This is a genomic window from Microbulbifer variabilis, from assembly GCF_023716485.1.
In the GTDB taxonomy this organism is placed as follows: domain Bacteria; phylum Pseudomonadota; class Gammaproteobacteria; order Pseudomonadales; family Cellvibrionaceae; genus Microbulbifer; species Microbulbifer variabilis_B.
Map to the genome: position 1 here is coordinate 949,105 of NZ_CP092418.1, position 15,776 is coordinate 964,880.

A 15,776-nucleotide genomic window follows, 5' to 3' on the forward strand; every position below is an offset into this window, starting at 1 on the left:
AATGAAAACAAATACGCAGCTTGTCACAGAGCAAAAGACTAAGCCCGATAGTGGCGCATTTAAAAGAACCGCTGAGGTTGTGAAAGGTATATTTGCAAGTTTTGCTGCGAATGAATTGCAGCCACAACCTGGTGCAGGTCGCTCGCGCATGAGCTCTTGGCATGGATTACTGCTTTGTGTTGGCCTACCGCTGTTTCTGGTATCCGCCTATTATCTCTTCTTTGTTTCGGATCGCTATGTCAGTAGTACCCAGCTTATTGTAAAAGACAACGGTTCCAGCCAAGGAATGTCCCCCTCGCTCGGTTTCCTGTTGCCTGGGGTGGGAATAGACAATCAGGATGCCTTCCTAGTGGTCAACTATATCCAGTCTCTGGACATGGCGGTGTATCTGGATAAAACATTGCAATTGAGTGATTACTACAAGAGCGATCGCTACGACATCTTCTCTCGTCTCGGTTCGAAGGCCAGCCAAGAAGATTATTTGAAGTACTACCGCGAACATATTGCAGTTGATTACGATGAGTCGACTGGCATTATTACAATCGAAATGCAGGCTTTTGAGGCTGAATTTGCTCGTAGGTTAGTTGAAACTGTTACCCAGAAATCTGAAGATTTTGTAAATGCGATTAGCAATCAGTTGGCTGATAAGCAAGTGGCTTTTGTTCGCAGTGAGCTGGAGTTGGCGCAGAATAAACTCCGTGCTTCTAAGCAGGAGATTCTCGACTTTCAAAACCGCAATAAAGTAGTCAGCCCAGAAGAGCTTACCAAAGGCATCAGCGGCATTATTCAAGGATTGGAGGCAAAACTTGCTGAGCAGCGTGCCAAGCTGACTGCGGCCAAAACCTACCTTAATCCTAATTCCTCTCAGATTGTCTCTATGCAGGCTGAAATTAATGCCTTGGAAGGGCAAATAGCTGCAGAAAAGGAACGCCTTGTAGGTGTCTCAGACGCTCAGGGAGAACAGCGACTCAACAGTTTGAGTGCACACTTTCAGAATTTGGAATTGAATCTTCAGTTTGCCACCGATGCTTACGCCGCATCCCTTAAAGCCTTGGAGACAGCGCGAATGGAGGCTTCCGGACGGCTGAAGCATTTAATGGTTGTCAGTCAGCCGTCGTTGGCTGAGAAAGCGGAATATCCACGCAAACTTTATAACCTCACTAGCTTGGCAATTATCCTGTTATTAATTTATGGCATTGTGAAGATGCTGGTATCCAGTATCCGCGACCACAGGATTTAGTATCGTTAATCCCTGTTGAAGGTTTAGAGGGTACTGAAAGTAGCTGAATTATTGAAAACGAAACTAGCCCAAATTTTTAATTCAAAATTTGGGCTTTAGAAATAGATACACAAACTAAAAAACCGAAAAAATGATCGTGAGAAACTTAAAAACCCTTGGGGTATTATTAGGCTTACTGACTGGCTTTGCCTTGCCAAATGCGCAGGCCCTGGAAACCCAACTGTTGGATAAGAATGAATCTACAGAGATTCCCAGATCCAATGTGCCGGTCTTTGGTCAGTCCCTATTCCAAGGTGCTTTTAAAGATCAGCCCTTTAGTGGCTTTAACCCAGACTATCGTATTACCGTAGGTGATCAGATTAACCTACAGCTGTGGGGCGCCTATAGTTTTAGCGCGACCCTGGCGGTGGACCCCCAGGGTAATATTTTTGTGCCTGAGGTTGGGCCGGTACATGTAGCCGGCGTGAAAAATGGTGAACTCAATGATTTTGTTCTGCGTCACGTTAAAAGCGTATTTAAGAAAAATGTGCGCGCCTATGCCAATCTGGAAGCGAGTCAGCCAGTCAAAGTATTTGTAACTGGCTATGTGAAAAATCCAGGCTTATATAATGGATACTCCTCTGACTCCATCCTCTACTATCTGGATAGTGCCGGTGGTATTGATCGCGATAGTGGCAGCTTTATAGATGTTAAAGTTGTACGTGGTGATCAGCTGTTGCAAAGCGTCAATCTGTATAACTTCCTTACCAAGGGCAGCATGCCCGCATTGCAGCTGCGTAATGGTGATACCATTGTTATTGGAGCACGTAACGGAGCCGTTTCTATCGAAGGCGCGGTGCAACAGGCCGCAGAAATTGAATTTAACGGTCCTTACACCCAGTTAGGGGAGATGTTACTGGTTACCAAGCCGGATCCGCAGGCTAATTTTGCCCGTATTACCCAAGTGATCGATGATCAGCAGCAAGCCAGCTATTTACCTCTAGAAGAAGCTCTGAATACTGTGCTTTATCCTGGGGCCAGAGTTGAGTTGGTTAGAGATAACGACATCAAATCGATATCCGTTAGCGTAAGTGGTGAATTGGATGGCCCTGCCAGCTATGTCCTTCCCTACGGCGCAACCCTAGAAGATCTCTTGTCGCAGCTTCAGTATCGCGGTAATGCCGATCAATCTGCAGTGCAGTTATATCGTAAGAGCGTGGCCAAGAAGCAGCGTGCAGCACTAGAACGCTCCCTTGATGCACTTCAGATGGAAGTTCTTACCCGCCAGCCAAACACTGAGTTAGAAAAAGGCGCTCAGTCTGAAAATGCGGCAATGATTCAAAAATTTATTGCTGAGGCACGAAAAGCACATCCCCGTGGTCAAGTGGTACTGGCTAACAATCCCAATGCTGGAACGATGTTGCTTGAAGATGGTGATAGGCTGGTGGTGCCCCTGAAGAACTCGACCGTTTCAGTAGTAGGTGAAGTGATTTTCCCCACATCACTGGTATTTAATGCGCGCCATACACTGGAAAATTATATTGAAATGGCTGGCGGTTTCTCCAATAACGCCAATCAAGATGAACTGGTGATCCTGCATTTGGATGGCACAATCAGCCGGGTTAAAAAAAGGAAGTTCGATAATCGTCTGAAGGATATCTTGCGCCCTGGCGATGAAATAATGGTGATGCCAGAAGTGCGCTCCAGTGAGCTACAGGTGACTAAAGATGTCACAGAAATTCTTTATCGTATTGCTGTAGGAACGGCGGCAGTTTTGTCCTTCTAAAACTTAAAGTTACTTCCTTCTTTTAATTACTTTTGGTAATTGAGAGTGAGAAAGCAAACATAATAAGGAGGGAGCAGCTTATTTAGCTTCAGGGGAAAACTATGGAAATAAAAGGAAGCTCAACTAGGAAGGGAATTATTCTTGCTGGTGGCTCTGGTACGCGCTTATACCCCCTAACTAAAGGGGTAAGCAAGCAACTGATGGGCGTCTATGATAAACCAATGATTTATTATCCCCTGACAACTCTAATGCTTGCGGGTATCCGAGATATATTGGTTATCACTACTCCAGAAGAGCAATATTTGTACCAGCGCTTACTTGAAAGTGGTGAACAATGGGGTATTAATATTAGCTATGCGATACAGCCAAGCCCAGATGGTTTAGCACAAGCATTTTTGATAGGCCGTGATCATGTAGGAAACAATAGTAGTGCTTTAGTACTTGGCGACAATATATTTTATGCCCAACATTTTAGTCAGATACTGCAGCGCTCTGATGCACGTGAAGATGGTGCAACGGTATTCGGATATCGAGTAGCAGATGCAAAGGATTATGGAGTCATTGAATTTGACAAGGAAGGTAAAGCAATAAGCCTAGAAGAAAAGCCGGTTCAACCTAAATCTAATTATGCTGTGACTGGTCTTTACTTCTATGATAATCAGGTGTGTGACTTAGCTAGAGAAGTGAAGCCTAGTACTCGTGGTGAACTAGAAATTACTGATATCAATAATGCTTACTTGAACAGAAATCAACTAAACGTTGAGTTCTTAGGCCGTGGTAGTGCTTGGTTGGATACCGGAACCCATGACAACCTGCTTGAGGCCGCACATTTTGTTCAAACTATGGAGCGTCGTCAGGGGTTGAAAATTGCTTGCCCAGAGGAGGTAGCCTATCGTAAGGGATTTATCTGCGCAGAGCAGCTGGAAAAGCAAGCTCAGTCACTTTTGAAGAGTGGGTATGGTGAATATCTCATGAACCTATTGTACGAAAATGGCGAAATCTCCTCTTTAACTCAGCAACGCTTAGCCACATTACTTTGACCTAAATGCTTGACCCATGTTGAGAAAAATCAGCAGTTAGAGAAACCGCATGAAAGTGATTGAAACCGCAATTCTCGATGTGAAAATTATTGAACCTAGAATCTTTAATGATGATCGTGGTTTCTTTTACGAATCCTTTCGCCAGGATTTCTTCAATAAAGAGTGTAAAGATAGAATTTTTGTTCAAGATAACCACAGCAAATCTACACAAGGAACACTTCGTGGCCTCCATTACCAAACCAAGCAGTGTCAAGGTAAGCTGGTTCGAGTCACTAAAGGTGAAGTTTTTGATGTGGCGGTTGATTTACGTAAAAATTCGCAAACTTTTTGCCAGTGGGTTGGCGTGACGCTTTCAGCAGTAAATAGGCGCCAACTTTGGGTGCCGGAAGGCTTTGCTCATGGTTTCTATGTCACTAGTTCTGAGGCAGAGTTCGTTTATAAATGTACTGATTACTATGCACCCGAGTATGAGAACTCCATCCGTTGGGATGATCCTGAACTGTCGATCGAATGGCCCTTGGTAAATGGCGAGGAGCCAAAACTCTCGGCTAAAGATGCTGAGGGAAAATATTTAAAAGATGCGTTTGTTTTCGAGTAAAGGCTCGTTGTAGACAAGATCTATTCATCAAAGTATAGCCAAAATAATGAATAGGCTCAGGTATGTAACTTTGAGGGATAAGCTTCATCATTCCTAGTTTCCACCATAAGGGACAGGAACAGTTGGCACTAACTAATTCAGTGTGAATAAGTAAATGAGAATCCTAGTAACAGGTAGAAATGGCCAGCTGGCAAGAGAATTACAAAAACGCAAACCGCGCGATGTCAATCTGGTAGCGCTAACCCGCAATGATCTGGATGTCACAGATAGTAATCAGGTTATGCAAGCTGTTAATAAGTACAAACCAGATACGTTGATTAATGCCGCTGCCTACACGGCGGTAGACAAGGCGGAATCAGAGAGAGAGCAAGCTTTCGCAATTAATGCTACGGGTCCGGAAAACTTAGCTAGGGCCTGTCACGAAATGGATACTCGCTTAATACATATCTCCACAGATTTTGTATTTGATGGCCAGGGTTGTAGCCCATACAAACCTCAGGATTCGATTCGTCCATTGGGTATCTATGGAGAAAGTAAAGCTGCTGGTGAAGCTGCTGTTCAAAGTGTATTACCACAAGCAGTCATTTTACGGACAGCCTGGGTTTATGGCGCCCACGGAGCTAATTTTACCAACACTATGCTTAGACTTATGCGCGAGCGTGATCAGTTAGGTGTAGTTGCAGACCAGATAGGTACCCCTACTAGCTGTATAACATTGGCTGAAACTATCTTTAGTTTGGTAAGCAAACCGGAAGTTAGCGGTATTTATCATTGCACCGATGCCGGTACAGCCAGCTGGTATGATTTTGCTGTAGCGATCTATGAGGAAGCCAAAAATTTAGGGGTGCTAACCAAAGACGCTAATGTCAATATTATACCAATTGGAAATGCCGAATATCATTCTTGCGCGGTAAGGCCGTCATACAGTGTATTGGATAAAAGTAGCCTCGTAGAAGATCTAGGTATTGAGCTAAAGCACTGGCGTCAAGCATTACGCCAAGTGTTACAAGAAAAAGTTAATAGCTAAAAAGTATACTCGATTCCTATATCCTTTTTTGTAACTTACAAAAAGGATATAGGGGCCTAAAGTTAGAAGTTAAATACGTCATATTTTAATATTTAATTATCGATTACTTAGAGCTATGCATATATTCAATTATTTCTTTCCTACTTTATAAAAAGAAGTGGTAGCTACAGAATGAGTAATTTACTGGTGACTGGTGGCGCAGGGTTTATAGGTGCGAATTTCGTACACTATTGGATGGAAAATCACCCTGAGGATCGAATTATAGTTCTCGATGCTTTAACCTATGCAGGAAATAAAGCGAATCTGAATCCGGTAGCAAAAAATACTAATTTCTATTTTTGTCATGGAAATATCTGTAATACATCTCTAGTAGAAGCTCTACTTAAAGAGTATAAAATTGATACGCTGGTACACTTTGCGGCAGAAAGTCATGTAGATAGGTCTATCTGTGGTCCAGATTCATTTATTGAAACCAATATTATCGGAACATACAGTTTACTTAAGGCGGCTAAGAGGGTGTGGTTGGATGAAGGAATAAACAAAGATAGCCATCGATTTCATCATGTTTCCACGGATGAAGTTTATGGAGCTTTGAATTCTGAGGATTCACCATTTAGTGAAACCACACCTTATGCACCTAATAGCCCCTACTCAGCCAGTAAGGCAGCTTCTGACCATTTGGTGCGTGCTTTCCATCATACATATGGCCTAAAGATTACAACCAGTAATTGCTCGAACAACTATGGGCCTTACCATTTCCCAGAGAAACTAATACCACTAGTAATCACCAATATTCTACAGAACAAATCATTGCCTATATATGGTGATGGCCAGCAAGTACGTGACTGGCTTTTTGTAGCTGATCATGCCCGTGGGATTGAGCTGGCGATACAAAAAGGAGAGTTAGGGGAGTGTTATAACATAGGTGGGAATAATGAATGGACCAATATCGATATCGTTAAGCTGATATGTAAAAAAATCAATAAAGAATTTTCCAGAGACCCTGAACTAAAAAAACAATATCCTCTGGCAGTACATGCAATACAAGGAAGGGCACAAGAATTAATAAATTTTATTTCTGATCGCCCTGGCCATGATCGTAGATATGCTGTGAACACAGATAAGGCTGTTTCACAATTAGGATATCAGCCGAGTGAATTTTTTGAATCAGGTATACAGAAAACTATTAGCTGGTATCTCAAAAATGATACTTGGTGGAGACCTATAGTGCTTAACAATTACCAGAAGTAAGTTTTAGGTGTTAACGAAATTTTTTAAGTGATGAGTTATGAGGAAGCTGTAATGGATGAGAGATATCAAATTCAATTATTAATGGAATCTCCTCTTTTTGATGCTGAATGGTACAAAAATCAGCATCCAGATGTGGAAAGCAAAAAGCTAACACCTGAACAGCATTATCTACGTTATGGATGGAGAATGGGGAGAAACCCTTCGGTTTCGTTTTGTAGTGTAAGTTATCAAGAACAGTATCCTGATGTCGTTCAGAATAATGAGAACCCACTTATACATTACTTAAATTTTGGGCGAAGTGAGGGGCGTGAAGTAAAGCCTGTAGATCATAAAAAACTGAATATACGATCTGATATTGACTTAAATAAGGGCAATAACAGTTTTCAGGTAAGTAATAGAGATCTTTCTCAATCAAATGATTTAGTTCTCATGCAATTAAAAGAAACTCAACGTTTATTAGAAAAGTATTTTTTGCGTTGTCAGGAACTTGAGTATCAAATTATGGATGCAAAAAGATAAGTTTATTTAGGGGAATGTGGAGATGAAAGTTCTAATCGTGTTTGGGACACGCCCAGAAGCGATAAAAATGGCTCCTTTGGCGTTAAAGTTACAGCGTGATACTCGGTTTGATGCATCAGTCTGTGTTACTGCACAACATAGAGAAATGCTTGATCAAGTTCTTAGTCTATTTGAATTAAAACCAGATTATGATTTGAATTTGATGAAACCGGGGCAAGATTTAACAGATATAACGACGGGTATTCTTCAGGGAATGCGTGAAGTATTGACAAAATCAAAGCCAGATATTGTATTAGTGCACGGCGATACAGCGACAACTTTTGCAACGAGTTTGGCTTGCTACTATCAACAAATCCCTGTCGGGCATGTTGAAGCAGGATTGCGGACGGGGAATATTTATTCACCCTGGCCAGAGGAAGCGAATCGTAAGCTTACAGGTGCTTTAACCGCATTACATTTCGCTCCTACAAATGATTCCAAAAATAATTTAATAAAAGAAGGGATTTTAGAAGAGAGTATTTTTGTTACAGGAAATACAGTAATTGATGCTCTACTGGAAGTCGTCCATAAGCTTGATAGCAACCAGTCAACTTATGAAAAGGTAAGGGAGGAATTTCCTTTTTTAGAAGATGCTCGAAAGCTGCTTTTGGTAACGGGGCATAGACGAGAAAGCTTTGGTGGTGGGTTTGAGCGAATTTGTCAGGCATTAGTAAATACCGCTAAAGAACACCCAGATATTCAAATAGTATACCCAGTACATTTAAATCCAAATGTTCGTGAACCAGTGAATCGTATATTGAAGGGAATAGAGAATATATACCTTATAGAGCCACTGGATTACTTACCATTTATCTACTTAATGAATAAATCCAATATTATTCTAACTGACTCTGGAGGTATTCAAGAGGAAGCCCCTTCACTTGGCAAACCGGTTCTAGTAATGCGGGATACTACGGAACGCCCAGAGGCTATTTCTGCTGGAACCGTGAAGCTGGTCGGGACGGAAGTAGATAATATTACTCGGGAACTAAATTTGCTGCTCACAAATGAGAGTGCATATAAGGAAATGAGCTTTGCACATAATCCCTATGGTGATGGCAAGGCCTGTGAAAAAATAATCAACGAATTAATCAGTTTAAAAAAATAGGATTAAAAGGCAGAGTAAATTAATTGCTTTACTTTTAAAATAACAAGCAGGAAAGTTCTTTAAAGGTGTTTATGAAATTTGAAACTATTTCCGTTATTGGGTTAGGTTATATTGGATTACCTACTGCCGCCGTGATCGCTTCACGGAGGAAAAAAGTGATAGGCGTAGATGTAAACCAAAATGCTGTGGATACGATTAACCGGGGTGAAATTCACATTGTAGAACCTGAGCTAGATATGATCGTACACGCTGCGGTAACAGAAGGATATCTCCAGGCTACAACTAAGCCACAGCCATCAGATGCCTTTATGATTGCAGTGCCTACGCCTTTTAAGTCAGGACTTGAGAATAATCATCATGAAGCAGATCTTAGCTACATTAAAGCTGCTGCAATAGCTTTAGCCCCAGTTCTAAAATCAGGGGATCTAGTAATATTAGAATCTACCTCTCCTGTAGGAGCAACTGAAAAAATGTCTGAATGGCTTTCTGAGATTCGTTCAGATCTTACCTTCCCCCAAACTCATGGCGAATCTTCCGATATTCGTATTGCACACTGCCCTGAACGAGTCCTACCTGGACACGTGGTACGTGAGCTGGTTGAAAATGATCGTGTCATTGGAGGCATGACACCAAAATGTTCTGAAGCGGCCAAAGCTCTGTATAAAATTTTTGTTTCAGGTGAATGTTTGGTAACGACAGCTAGAACTGCTGAAATGGCGAAGTTAACCGAAAATAGTTTTAGAGATGTAAACATTGCCTTTGCGAATGAATTGTCGATTATTTGTGAAAAACTAGATATAAATGTATGGGAGTTGATTTCCCTCGCCAATCGTCATCCTAGAGTAAATATATTACAACCAAGTGCAGGTGTTGGAGGTCATTGTATTGCCGTAGATCCCTGGTTTATTGTTGACTCATGTCCTGAAGAGGCACATTTGATACGCACGGCACGTGAGGTGAACGATAAAAAGCCGAGTTGGGTATTGAATCAAGTTAAAGATGCATTGATCAAGTCATGCGAAAGTAAAACTGGGTGTACCACAAGTGATATTAAAGTGGCATGCCTAGGCATTGCTTTTAAACCGGATATTGACGATTTACGTGAAAGTCCTGCACTGAGTATTACAAGCGAAATTTCAAAATTAGGATGTCAGGTACAGGTTGTTGAGCCTAATATCGAACGCCTTCCGAAGGATCTTGTACGAGAAAATATAGAACTTGTATCTTTGAGGCAATCTCTGGATGAAGCTGATGTGATTTGTGTACTTGTTAAACATAGCCCTTTCACTGAAGAAATTAAAAACCTATCAGCTAAGAATTTCATTATCGACTCAGTAGGCCTACTTAGCTAGGTACTTAGTTGAGCGGAACCTGCCGCTAAAACCTAATAGTAATTATCAGTTTGCTAATCGCTGGACACAATTTCCTATGGATGTACTGTTAAAACACGCTGAAACACTTGCGCGCCACCCCGTTAATGGATTGTATACCCCTATTGATAAGCGTATAGCTTATATAGTTAGTCATGGGCAAAGTTATGCCAGTAACGGATATGCAGTACGAACTCAGGAGGTTGCAAAGGAATTGAATAGCCATGGCTTTGAGACGTTATGTATTGTTCGTCCGGGTCGGCCATGGGAGCTGGGAGCAAAGAAAAATATAATCAATGCAGAGGCTGAAATTGATGGGGTTTTATACATCCATAGCCGTTGGCATAATGATCAAACACCGGCTGATGAAACAGCACACCTGGAAGCCTGTGTGGCGCGCTTTGTTGAGTTATTCCAAGTTTATAGACCAGCAGTAGTATTAGCTGCCTCAGACTATATTATTGGGCTACCCGCATGGATCGCGGCAAAACGCCTCAATTTACCATTTTATAATGAAGTTCGTGGTTTCTGGGAACTTTCTCGTGCTGCCCGTGAACCAAATTTTGAAAACACCTCTTTTTTTAAAATTGAAGCTGAGCGTAACTCTTTTGTGAGTAAGCAGGCCTTAGAGGTATTTACTCTTAATCTCGCAATGAGATCAGAATTGGTTGACCGTGGAGTTAGTGCGAACAAAATACATGCTATCCCAAATGGGATTAATTCTTTTCCAAAGAAAAATCCCGAAGATGATAATTTACGTTTGAAATTGGGTATAGAGTCACATGATAGAGTTATAGGATATGTAGGCAGCTTGAATTTTTATGAGGGATTAGATCTATTGATGGATTCTTGTGCCGAACTAATTGAGCAAGGAGAAAATATAAAATTATTGGTGGTAGGTGATGAGCAGCCAGTAAATGATTTTATTACGGCTGATCAAAGACTTGCTAGTAAGCCCTGGTTAATTCAAGTTGGTCGTGTAGCTCATGAGAAAGTAGCAGATTATTATGCGTTAATAGAAACGGTAGTAATCCCGCGAAAAAAAATGCCGGTATGTGAACTAGTATCACCGATGAAGCTGGTTGAGGCAATGGCCTATGGAAAGCGAATCGTAATATCTGATGTGATTCCTTTGGCTGAAAATGACAACAAATATGAAGATTTGATTACATTTAAGGCTGAAGTACCTAGCCATTTAACACAATGTTTGCAAGAAAGCTTAAGGAAACCTGCAACACAGAATAGTGTAATTAATGACCTAACGTTGGCTACACGTATATTACCATTGGTTAATATATTAAAGGGGCTAAACAGCAAGAATTGTGAAAGAAAAGAGTCTAATAATAATTCTAACCCAAGAGAATTAATAAAAAAAATTGAACCCTTACCGCTAGCGAATAAAGAGCCTATTTGGTTCCAAATTCAAGTTGTTCCAGGACAGGAACTTGTTATTGATGCAAACATAGAATATCAGGATTCGTTAAAATTACATAAGCATCATAAACGTAAAGCGGTGATGTTGTTAAAATCAAAAGATATGAATGGAAATGAAATAGATCAGCCGCTAGGGAAGTTAGCGAAGTCTACACATCTTGATTCATATTTTAAGTACCTTGAATCTGATAAAGGGTTAGAGGAGAGACATAAATTTGTTATTCCTAAAGGAGTTGAGCAAATTGAGCTTGGTTTTTGTGCTTTTAACTATCAGGAAGGGGAGATAGTAATAGTTCGTGAGTTTAGTGTTAGAGAATTTCAAGCCTTTAATAAGAAGAAAGATCTTATAGAGTTAAATCAGGAACCTCTTTGGGAAAATTTTAGAGTCAATGAGTTTATTCCACATAGTCTAAATGCAAAACTTAAGTTTGAAAAATCAGAAGATAAACATAGCAAATCTATCATTGTAAGAGTTAAATATTTCGATAAGGAAAAGAAAGAAATTCCTGGTCCATATTCAGGTCTACCTTTGTCTAAAACAGTAGGTTCATTTTCATATATCAGCGCTAAAGAAGAACGAATTGTCCAGCTGATGCCACCAAAAGGAGCTGTGGAGGCCGCTATTGGGTTGCAGCGATGGAATGCTAAAAGTAAGGTCTGGCTAGATGGTAACTTTATTCTCGAATCTGAGATTAAAGTTAACCCTACTATTAAAACTCCCTCCGTTAATAGTAGAGAAGAAACAAAAACTCCACTGCGTAAACTGTCAGATATTAAAGTCGCAGCAATTCTTGATGAATTTACCATGGAATGCTTTCGACCGGAGGTAAACCTTACTTTGATTACCCCCTCAAACTGGCGGGAAAAATTAGAAAAAAAGCATCCTGATTTTTTATTTGTAGAAAGCTGTTGGTTTGGCAATGGTAACAGTTGGAGTGGCTTAATGTATGGCTATACTTCCAACGGCCCCAACAGAATGGATGAATTAATTAAAGTCATTACCTATTGCCGACAAAAAGGTATACCAAGTATCTTTTGGGCTAAAGAAGATCCTGTTCACTATAAACGCTTTGCTCCAACAGCTAAATTGTTCGATTACGTTTATACCAGTGATGCAAATATGATTCCGGCCTATAAGAAAGACTATGGAATTGATGCACAAGCATTATCATTTTTCTGTCAGCCAAAGGTGCACAACCCCATTTGTATGTCACCAAGGAATAATAAAGCGGCATTTGCTGGATCTTATTACAGTGATAAAAAAGAACGATGTGAAAACTTCCATACAATTGTAGCTGGATTAAAGCAAGCTGGAATTAATTACGATATTTATGATCGGTGTTTAAAAAGGGGGACTGCACATTTACAGTTTCCTAAGAAATACAAAAGTCATGTTGTAGGTTACTTAGAGCCTCATGAAATGAGTAAAGCTTATAAATCCTATCGATATACCATAAATTTAAATACCGTAAAACATAGTCCAACTATGTTTGCCCGTCGTGTGTATGAGTCATTAGCATGTGGAACACCAGTTATTAGCAATTACTCAGAAGGTGTGATAACACAATTTGGGGGGATTGTATGTGCAAGCGATAATCAAAGAGAGATATCTGATTTTCTTAATCATTTGAAGAACCCAGAAGAATATCAGCGTATAAGTAATGCTGGAGTTCGAGAAACCCTTGGACGACATACTTTGGCAGATCGCCTAGAACAAGTTTGCGAACGTTTAGGCATACTTGTAGAGCCACACCTACCAATTATTAATGTTGTATATACTGTCGGTAGTGATGAAGAGATTGAAATTGCAAGAAATGCATTCCAAAAACAGAGCTACCACCGCAAGAGGCTTGTTGTAAATCTAAAAAACAGTAACCTCTTACACTCATATCTCAATAGAAATACCGATGAAGAAATTTTTAGAGTTCTTACAGAGTTTGCTAAACCTATTGATGGTGTTGAATTAAAAATGGACCTGCAAGATACCTACTCCAAAAATTTCATAGAAGATGAAGCAATTAAAACACAATTCCAAGTAGAGCAATCAAACCAATCAAATAGAGAGTTCGCAGCATGAATACGTTGAAATTATTAGTGTATGCGGATGTAAATCTAAATATTATGGATGGGTCTTCTGTTTGGCTTGTTGAGCTCTTGCGTTTATTATCGAATGACCCTCGAATTCAGTTAGATTTTCTGCAAAAAGCCCCAGATGAAGGTGGCCCATTGAATGCACAAGTTAATGAAATAAAAAATATAAAACGGATAGAAAAACACCCTAAGCCAATGAAGTTGGAACAGGTGGTAGAATCCATACGTGACCTAGATAATGAGAATCAATATGAGAGGATTCTTGTCCGTGGTAATATTAGTTTAGGACTGGATCTTATTGAGTTCCTACCTAACAGGCTTGTTTATTACACCCTTGAGCCTTTTCAGAGAAGGGGTGAATTTTCCCCTGAGGAAAATAAAGAGATACAAAATCTTCTAAATAAGACTGCATTTACTATTGTGCAAAGTGAGCGAATGAAGAATAGCTACTCCTCAGATTTTTCTATTCCGAAAGAACACATTTATATCTTGCCCCCATTGATTCCACCAATAGTAAAGAATCCTAGTTTCAGAAATAGCTCTAACACTGTATGTTATACTGGGAAGTTTTCTGAAGAATGGGGGACACCAGGTCTTGTCGATACTTTCAAGAAGTTAAAAAAGAAACTTCACTATGTGAAATTAAATATTGCAGGAAATAAGTTTCACGGTGATCTTGGTGGTAGACGAGAAGAAGTACAAGAATTTTTCTCAAATGATAGTAATGTTAATTGGATTGGAGAGGTTTCACGGCAGGAAAGTATTGGATTGTCACGTAGTTCCGATATTGGTTTTGCATTACGCTCAAGTGAAATTGATAATAACAACTCACAGGAATTATCTACAAAATTATTTGAATACATGAGTGCTGGTAAACCTGTAATTCTCAGACCGACAACAGTGCACAAGGATTTATTAGGTCAAAATTATCCACTTTTTGCAAACGATTGTGATGAAGCAGCAGAAAAGTGCTTTCAAGCGTTAACCTGTGTTGAGCTTTATAGTGAAGCTGCAAAAATGTCATATGGGGCCTACAAATCTTTTTCCAAAAGGGTGAATCATCAAGACATTGTAAGACGGTTAGTAAGCTATAAGAAAGATACAATTCTATTTGCCGGCCATGACCTTAAGTTTATCGGAGATATCATGCGGTCTTTTGAGAAAGATGAGAGATATGATATTCTGATAGATCAATGGAAAGGCCACACAGTTCATGATGAAACACAAAGTTTGGTTAAGTTAGAACAATCGGATATTATATTTTGTGAGTGGGGTTTAGGAAATATTCGATGGTATTCCAGAAATAAAAAACCAGGTCAAAAACTTTTTGTAAGGGTTCATCGACAAGAGATTCAGAGATTAGATTATCTTTGTGAATCGGAAGCTGAAAAGATTGATGGTTATATTTTTATTGCTCCATATCGTTATGAGGAGTTTGTAGAGAAGGTTGATATACCAAGATCTAAAGCTAAAATGATATTTAACACAGTTGACACAAAAAGATTTAATTCTAAGAATAGAAATAGCGATGGCTTTACATTGGGCATAGTCGGTATTGTACCCTGGGGAAAACGATTAGATCGAGCCATAAATATTTTTGAAAAATTATGGGGCATAGATAAGCGTTTCAAATTACGTGTTAAAGGTAAGAGGCCGGAACAACTGCCTTGGATGAATAATCCTCAACATGTTGGTGAGCTCGAGAAATACACAAAATTATTCAAAAAAATTGAAAATGCACCATGGAAAAGAAATGTATATTTTGATTCCCATGGTAATGATATGGATGATTGGTATAAACAAATTGATTATTTGCTTTCTGTTAGTGATTATGAAGGGAGTCATCAAGCCGTTGCAGAAGGAATGGCGTCAGGCGCGGTACCAGTAATTTTACCATGGAAAGGGGCATCAACTGTATACCCTAGCAGTAATATATTTTCAGATGAAGAAGCTTTGGTTAGTTATATTTTGGATGGTCAGCATAAATTAAATGTAACTAGCTATGCAGCAAGCCAGTTCGATTCAGAGATAATTTATTCCAACATGAGAGAAATCTTACGAATTTAATTCAATTATAATAGTTGTCAGAGTTTTAATAACTGATTGCCCTTAAAGTTTAGTGGTGAGTGTAACAACCCACCACTAAAATTAAAAAAGTATTTGATAAAATTTTAAAGTTTTAGTTCGTCACTCCCCTGAGATATTTAAGGGTGCTATATTTAAAAATATATTTAATCGCCATCAAGATTTAATAATTTCTAGGGATGACTAATATATGACGCACTAGTATTAGG

General features: G+C 39.7%; 11 protein-coding genes. All 11 read left to right on the top strand.

From position 1 onward, the window contains the following. Nucleotide 1: 1 nt before the first annotated feature. The 11 genes from MJO52_RS04325 (at nt 2) to MJO52_RS04375 (ending at nt 15,549) form a co-directional block, all read left to right on the top strand. The gene (locus tag MJO52_RS04325; protein WP_252084722.1) at nt 2–1,240 is read left to right on the top strand and encodes a hypothetical protein; all 1,239 of its coding nucleotides are present in this window, start codon (nt 2–4) and stop codon (nt 1,238–1,240) included. Nucleotides 1,241–1,376: 136 nt separating this feature from the next. Beyond that, complete coding sequence (locus tag MJO52_RS04330; RefSeq protein ID WP_252084723.1) at nt 1,377–3,005, top strand: polysaccharide biosynthesis/export family protein; 1,629 nt, start codon at nt 1,377–1,379, stop codon at nt 3,003–3,005. A 101-nt stretch (nt 3,006–3,106) separates the two neighbouring features. Further along, nucleotides 3,107–4,045 carry a glucose-1-phosphate thymidylyltransferase RfbA gene (rfbA, locus tag MJO52_RS04335; protein ID WP_252084724.1) on the top strand — a complete coding sequence of 313 codons (939 nt, stop codon included), beginning with the start codon at nt 3,107–3,109 and terminating at the stop codon, nt 4,043–4,045. 49 nt (nt 4,046–4,094) lie between these two features. Beyond that, a complete protein-coding gene (gene rfbC / locus MJO52_RS04340; protein WP_252084725.1) occupies nt 4,095–4,643 on the top strand; it encodes a dTDP-4-dehydrorhamnose 3,5-epimerase in 549 nt (182 codons plus the stop codon). Nucleotides 4,644–4,797: 154 nt separating this feature from the next. Continuing rightward, the gene (gene rfbD, locus MJO52_RS04345; RefSeq protein ID WP_252084726.1) at nt 4,798–5,670 is read left to right on the top strand and encodes a dTDP-4-dehydrorhamnose reductase; all 873 of its coding nucleotides are present in this window, start codon (nt 4,798–4,800) and stop codon (nt 5,668–5,670) included. A gap of 171 nt (nt 5,671–5,841) precedes the next feature. Beyond that, on the top strand, nt 5,842–6,921 hold the full coding sequence (gene rfbB / locus MJO52_RS04350) for a dTDP-glucose 4,6-dehydratase (RefSeq protein ID WP_252084727.1): 1,080 nt from the start codon (nt 5,842–5,844) through the stop codon (nt 6,919–6,921). Between the two features lie 51 nt (nt 6,922–6,972). Continuing rightward, entirely contained in the window at nt 6,973–7,440 is a 468-nt protein-coding gene (locus MJO52_RS04355; RefSeq protein ID WP_252084728.1) for a hypothetical protein, read from the top strand. Between the two features lie 22 nt (nt 7,441–7,462). Then, the gene (wecB, locus tag MJO52_RS04360) at nt 7,463–8,587 is read left to right on the top strand and encodes a non-hydrolyzing UDP-N-acetylglucosamine 2-epimerase (protein WP_252084729.1); all 1,125 of its coding nucleotides are present in this window, start codon (nt 7,463–7,465) and stop codon (nt 8,585–8,587) included. Nucleotides 8,588–8,658: 71 nt separating this feature from the next. Continuing rightward, nucleotides 8,659–9,939: a UDP-N-acetyl-D-mannosamine dehydrogenase gene (wecC, locus tag MJO52_RS04365; protein ID WP_252084730.1), complete on the top strand. Its 1,281-nt coding sequence runs from the start codon at nt 8,659–8,661 to the stop codon at nt 9,937–9,939. 76 nt (nt 9,940–10,015) lie between these two features. Next, entirely contained in the window at nt 10,016–13,468 is a 3,453-nt protein-coding gene (locus MJO52_RS04370) for a glycosyltransferase (protein ID WP_252084731.1), read from the top strand. After that, nucleotides 13,465–15,549 (top strand): glycosyltransferase, encoded by a 2,085-nt coding sequence (locus MJO52_RS04375; protein WP_252084732.1) that lies wholly within the window; start codon nt 13,465–13,467, stop codon nt 15,547–15,549. Before MJO52_RS04370 ends, MJO52_RS04375 begins: the two co-directional genes overlap by 4 nt. Nucleotides 15,550–15,776: the final 227 nt, after the last annotated feature.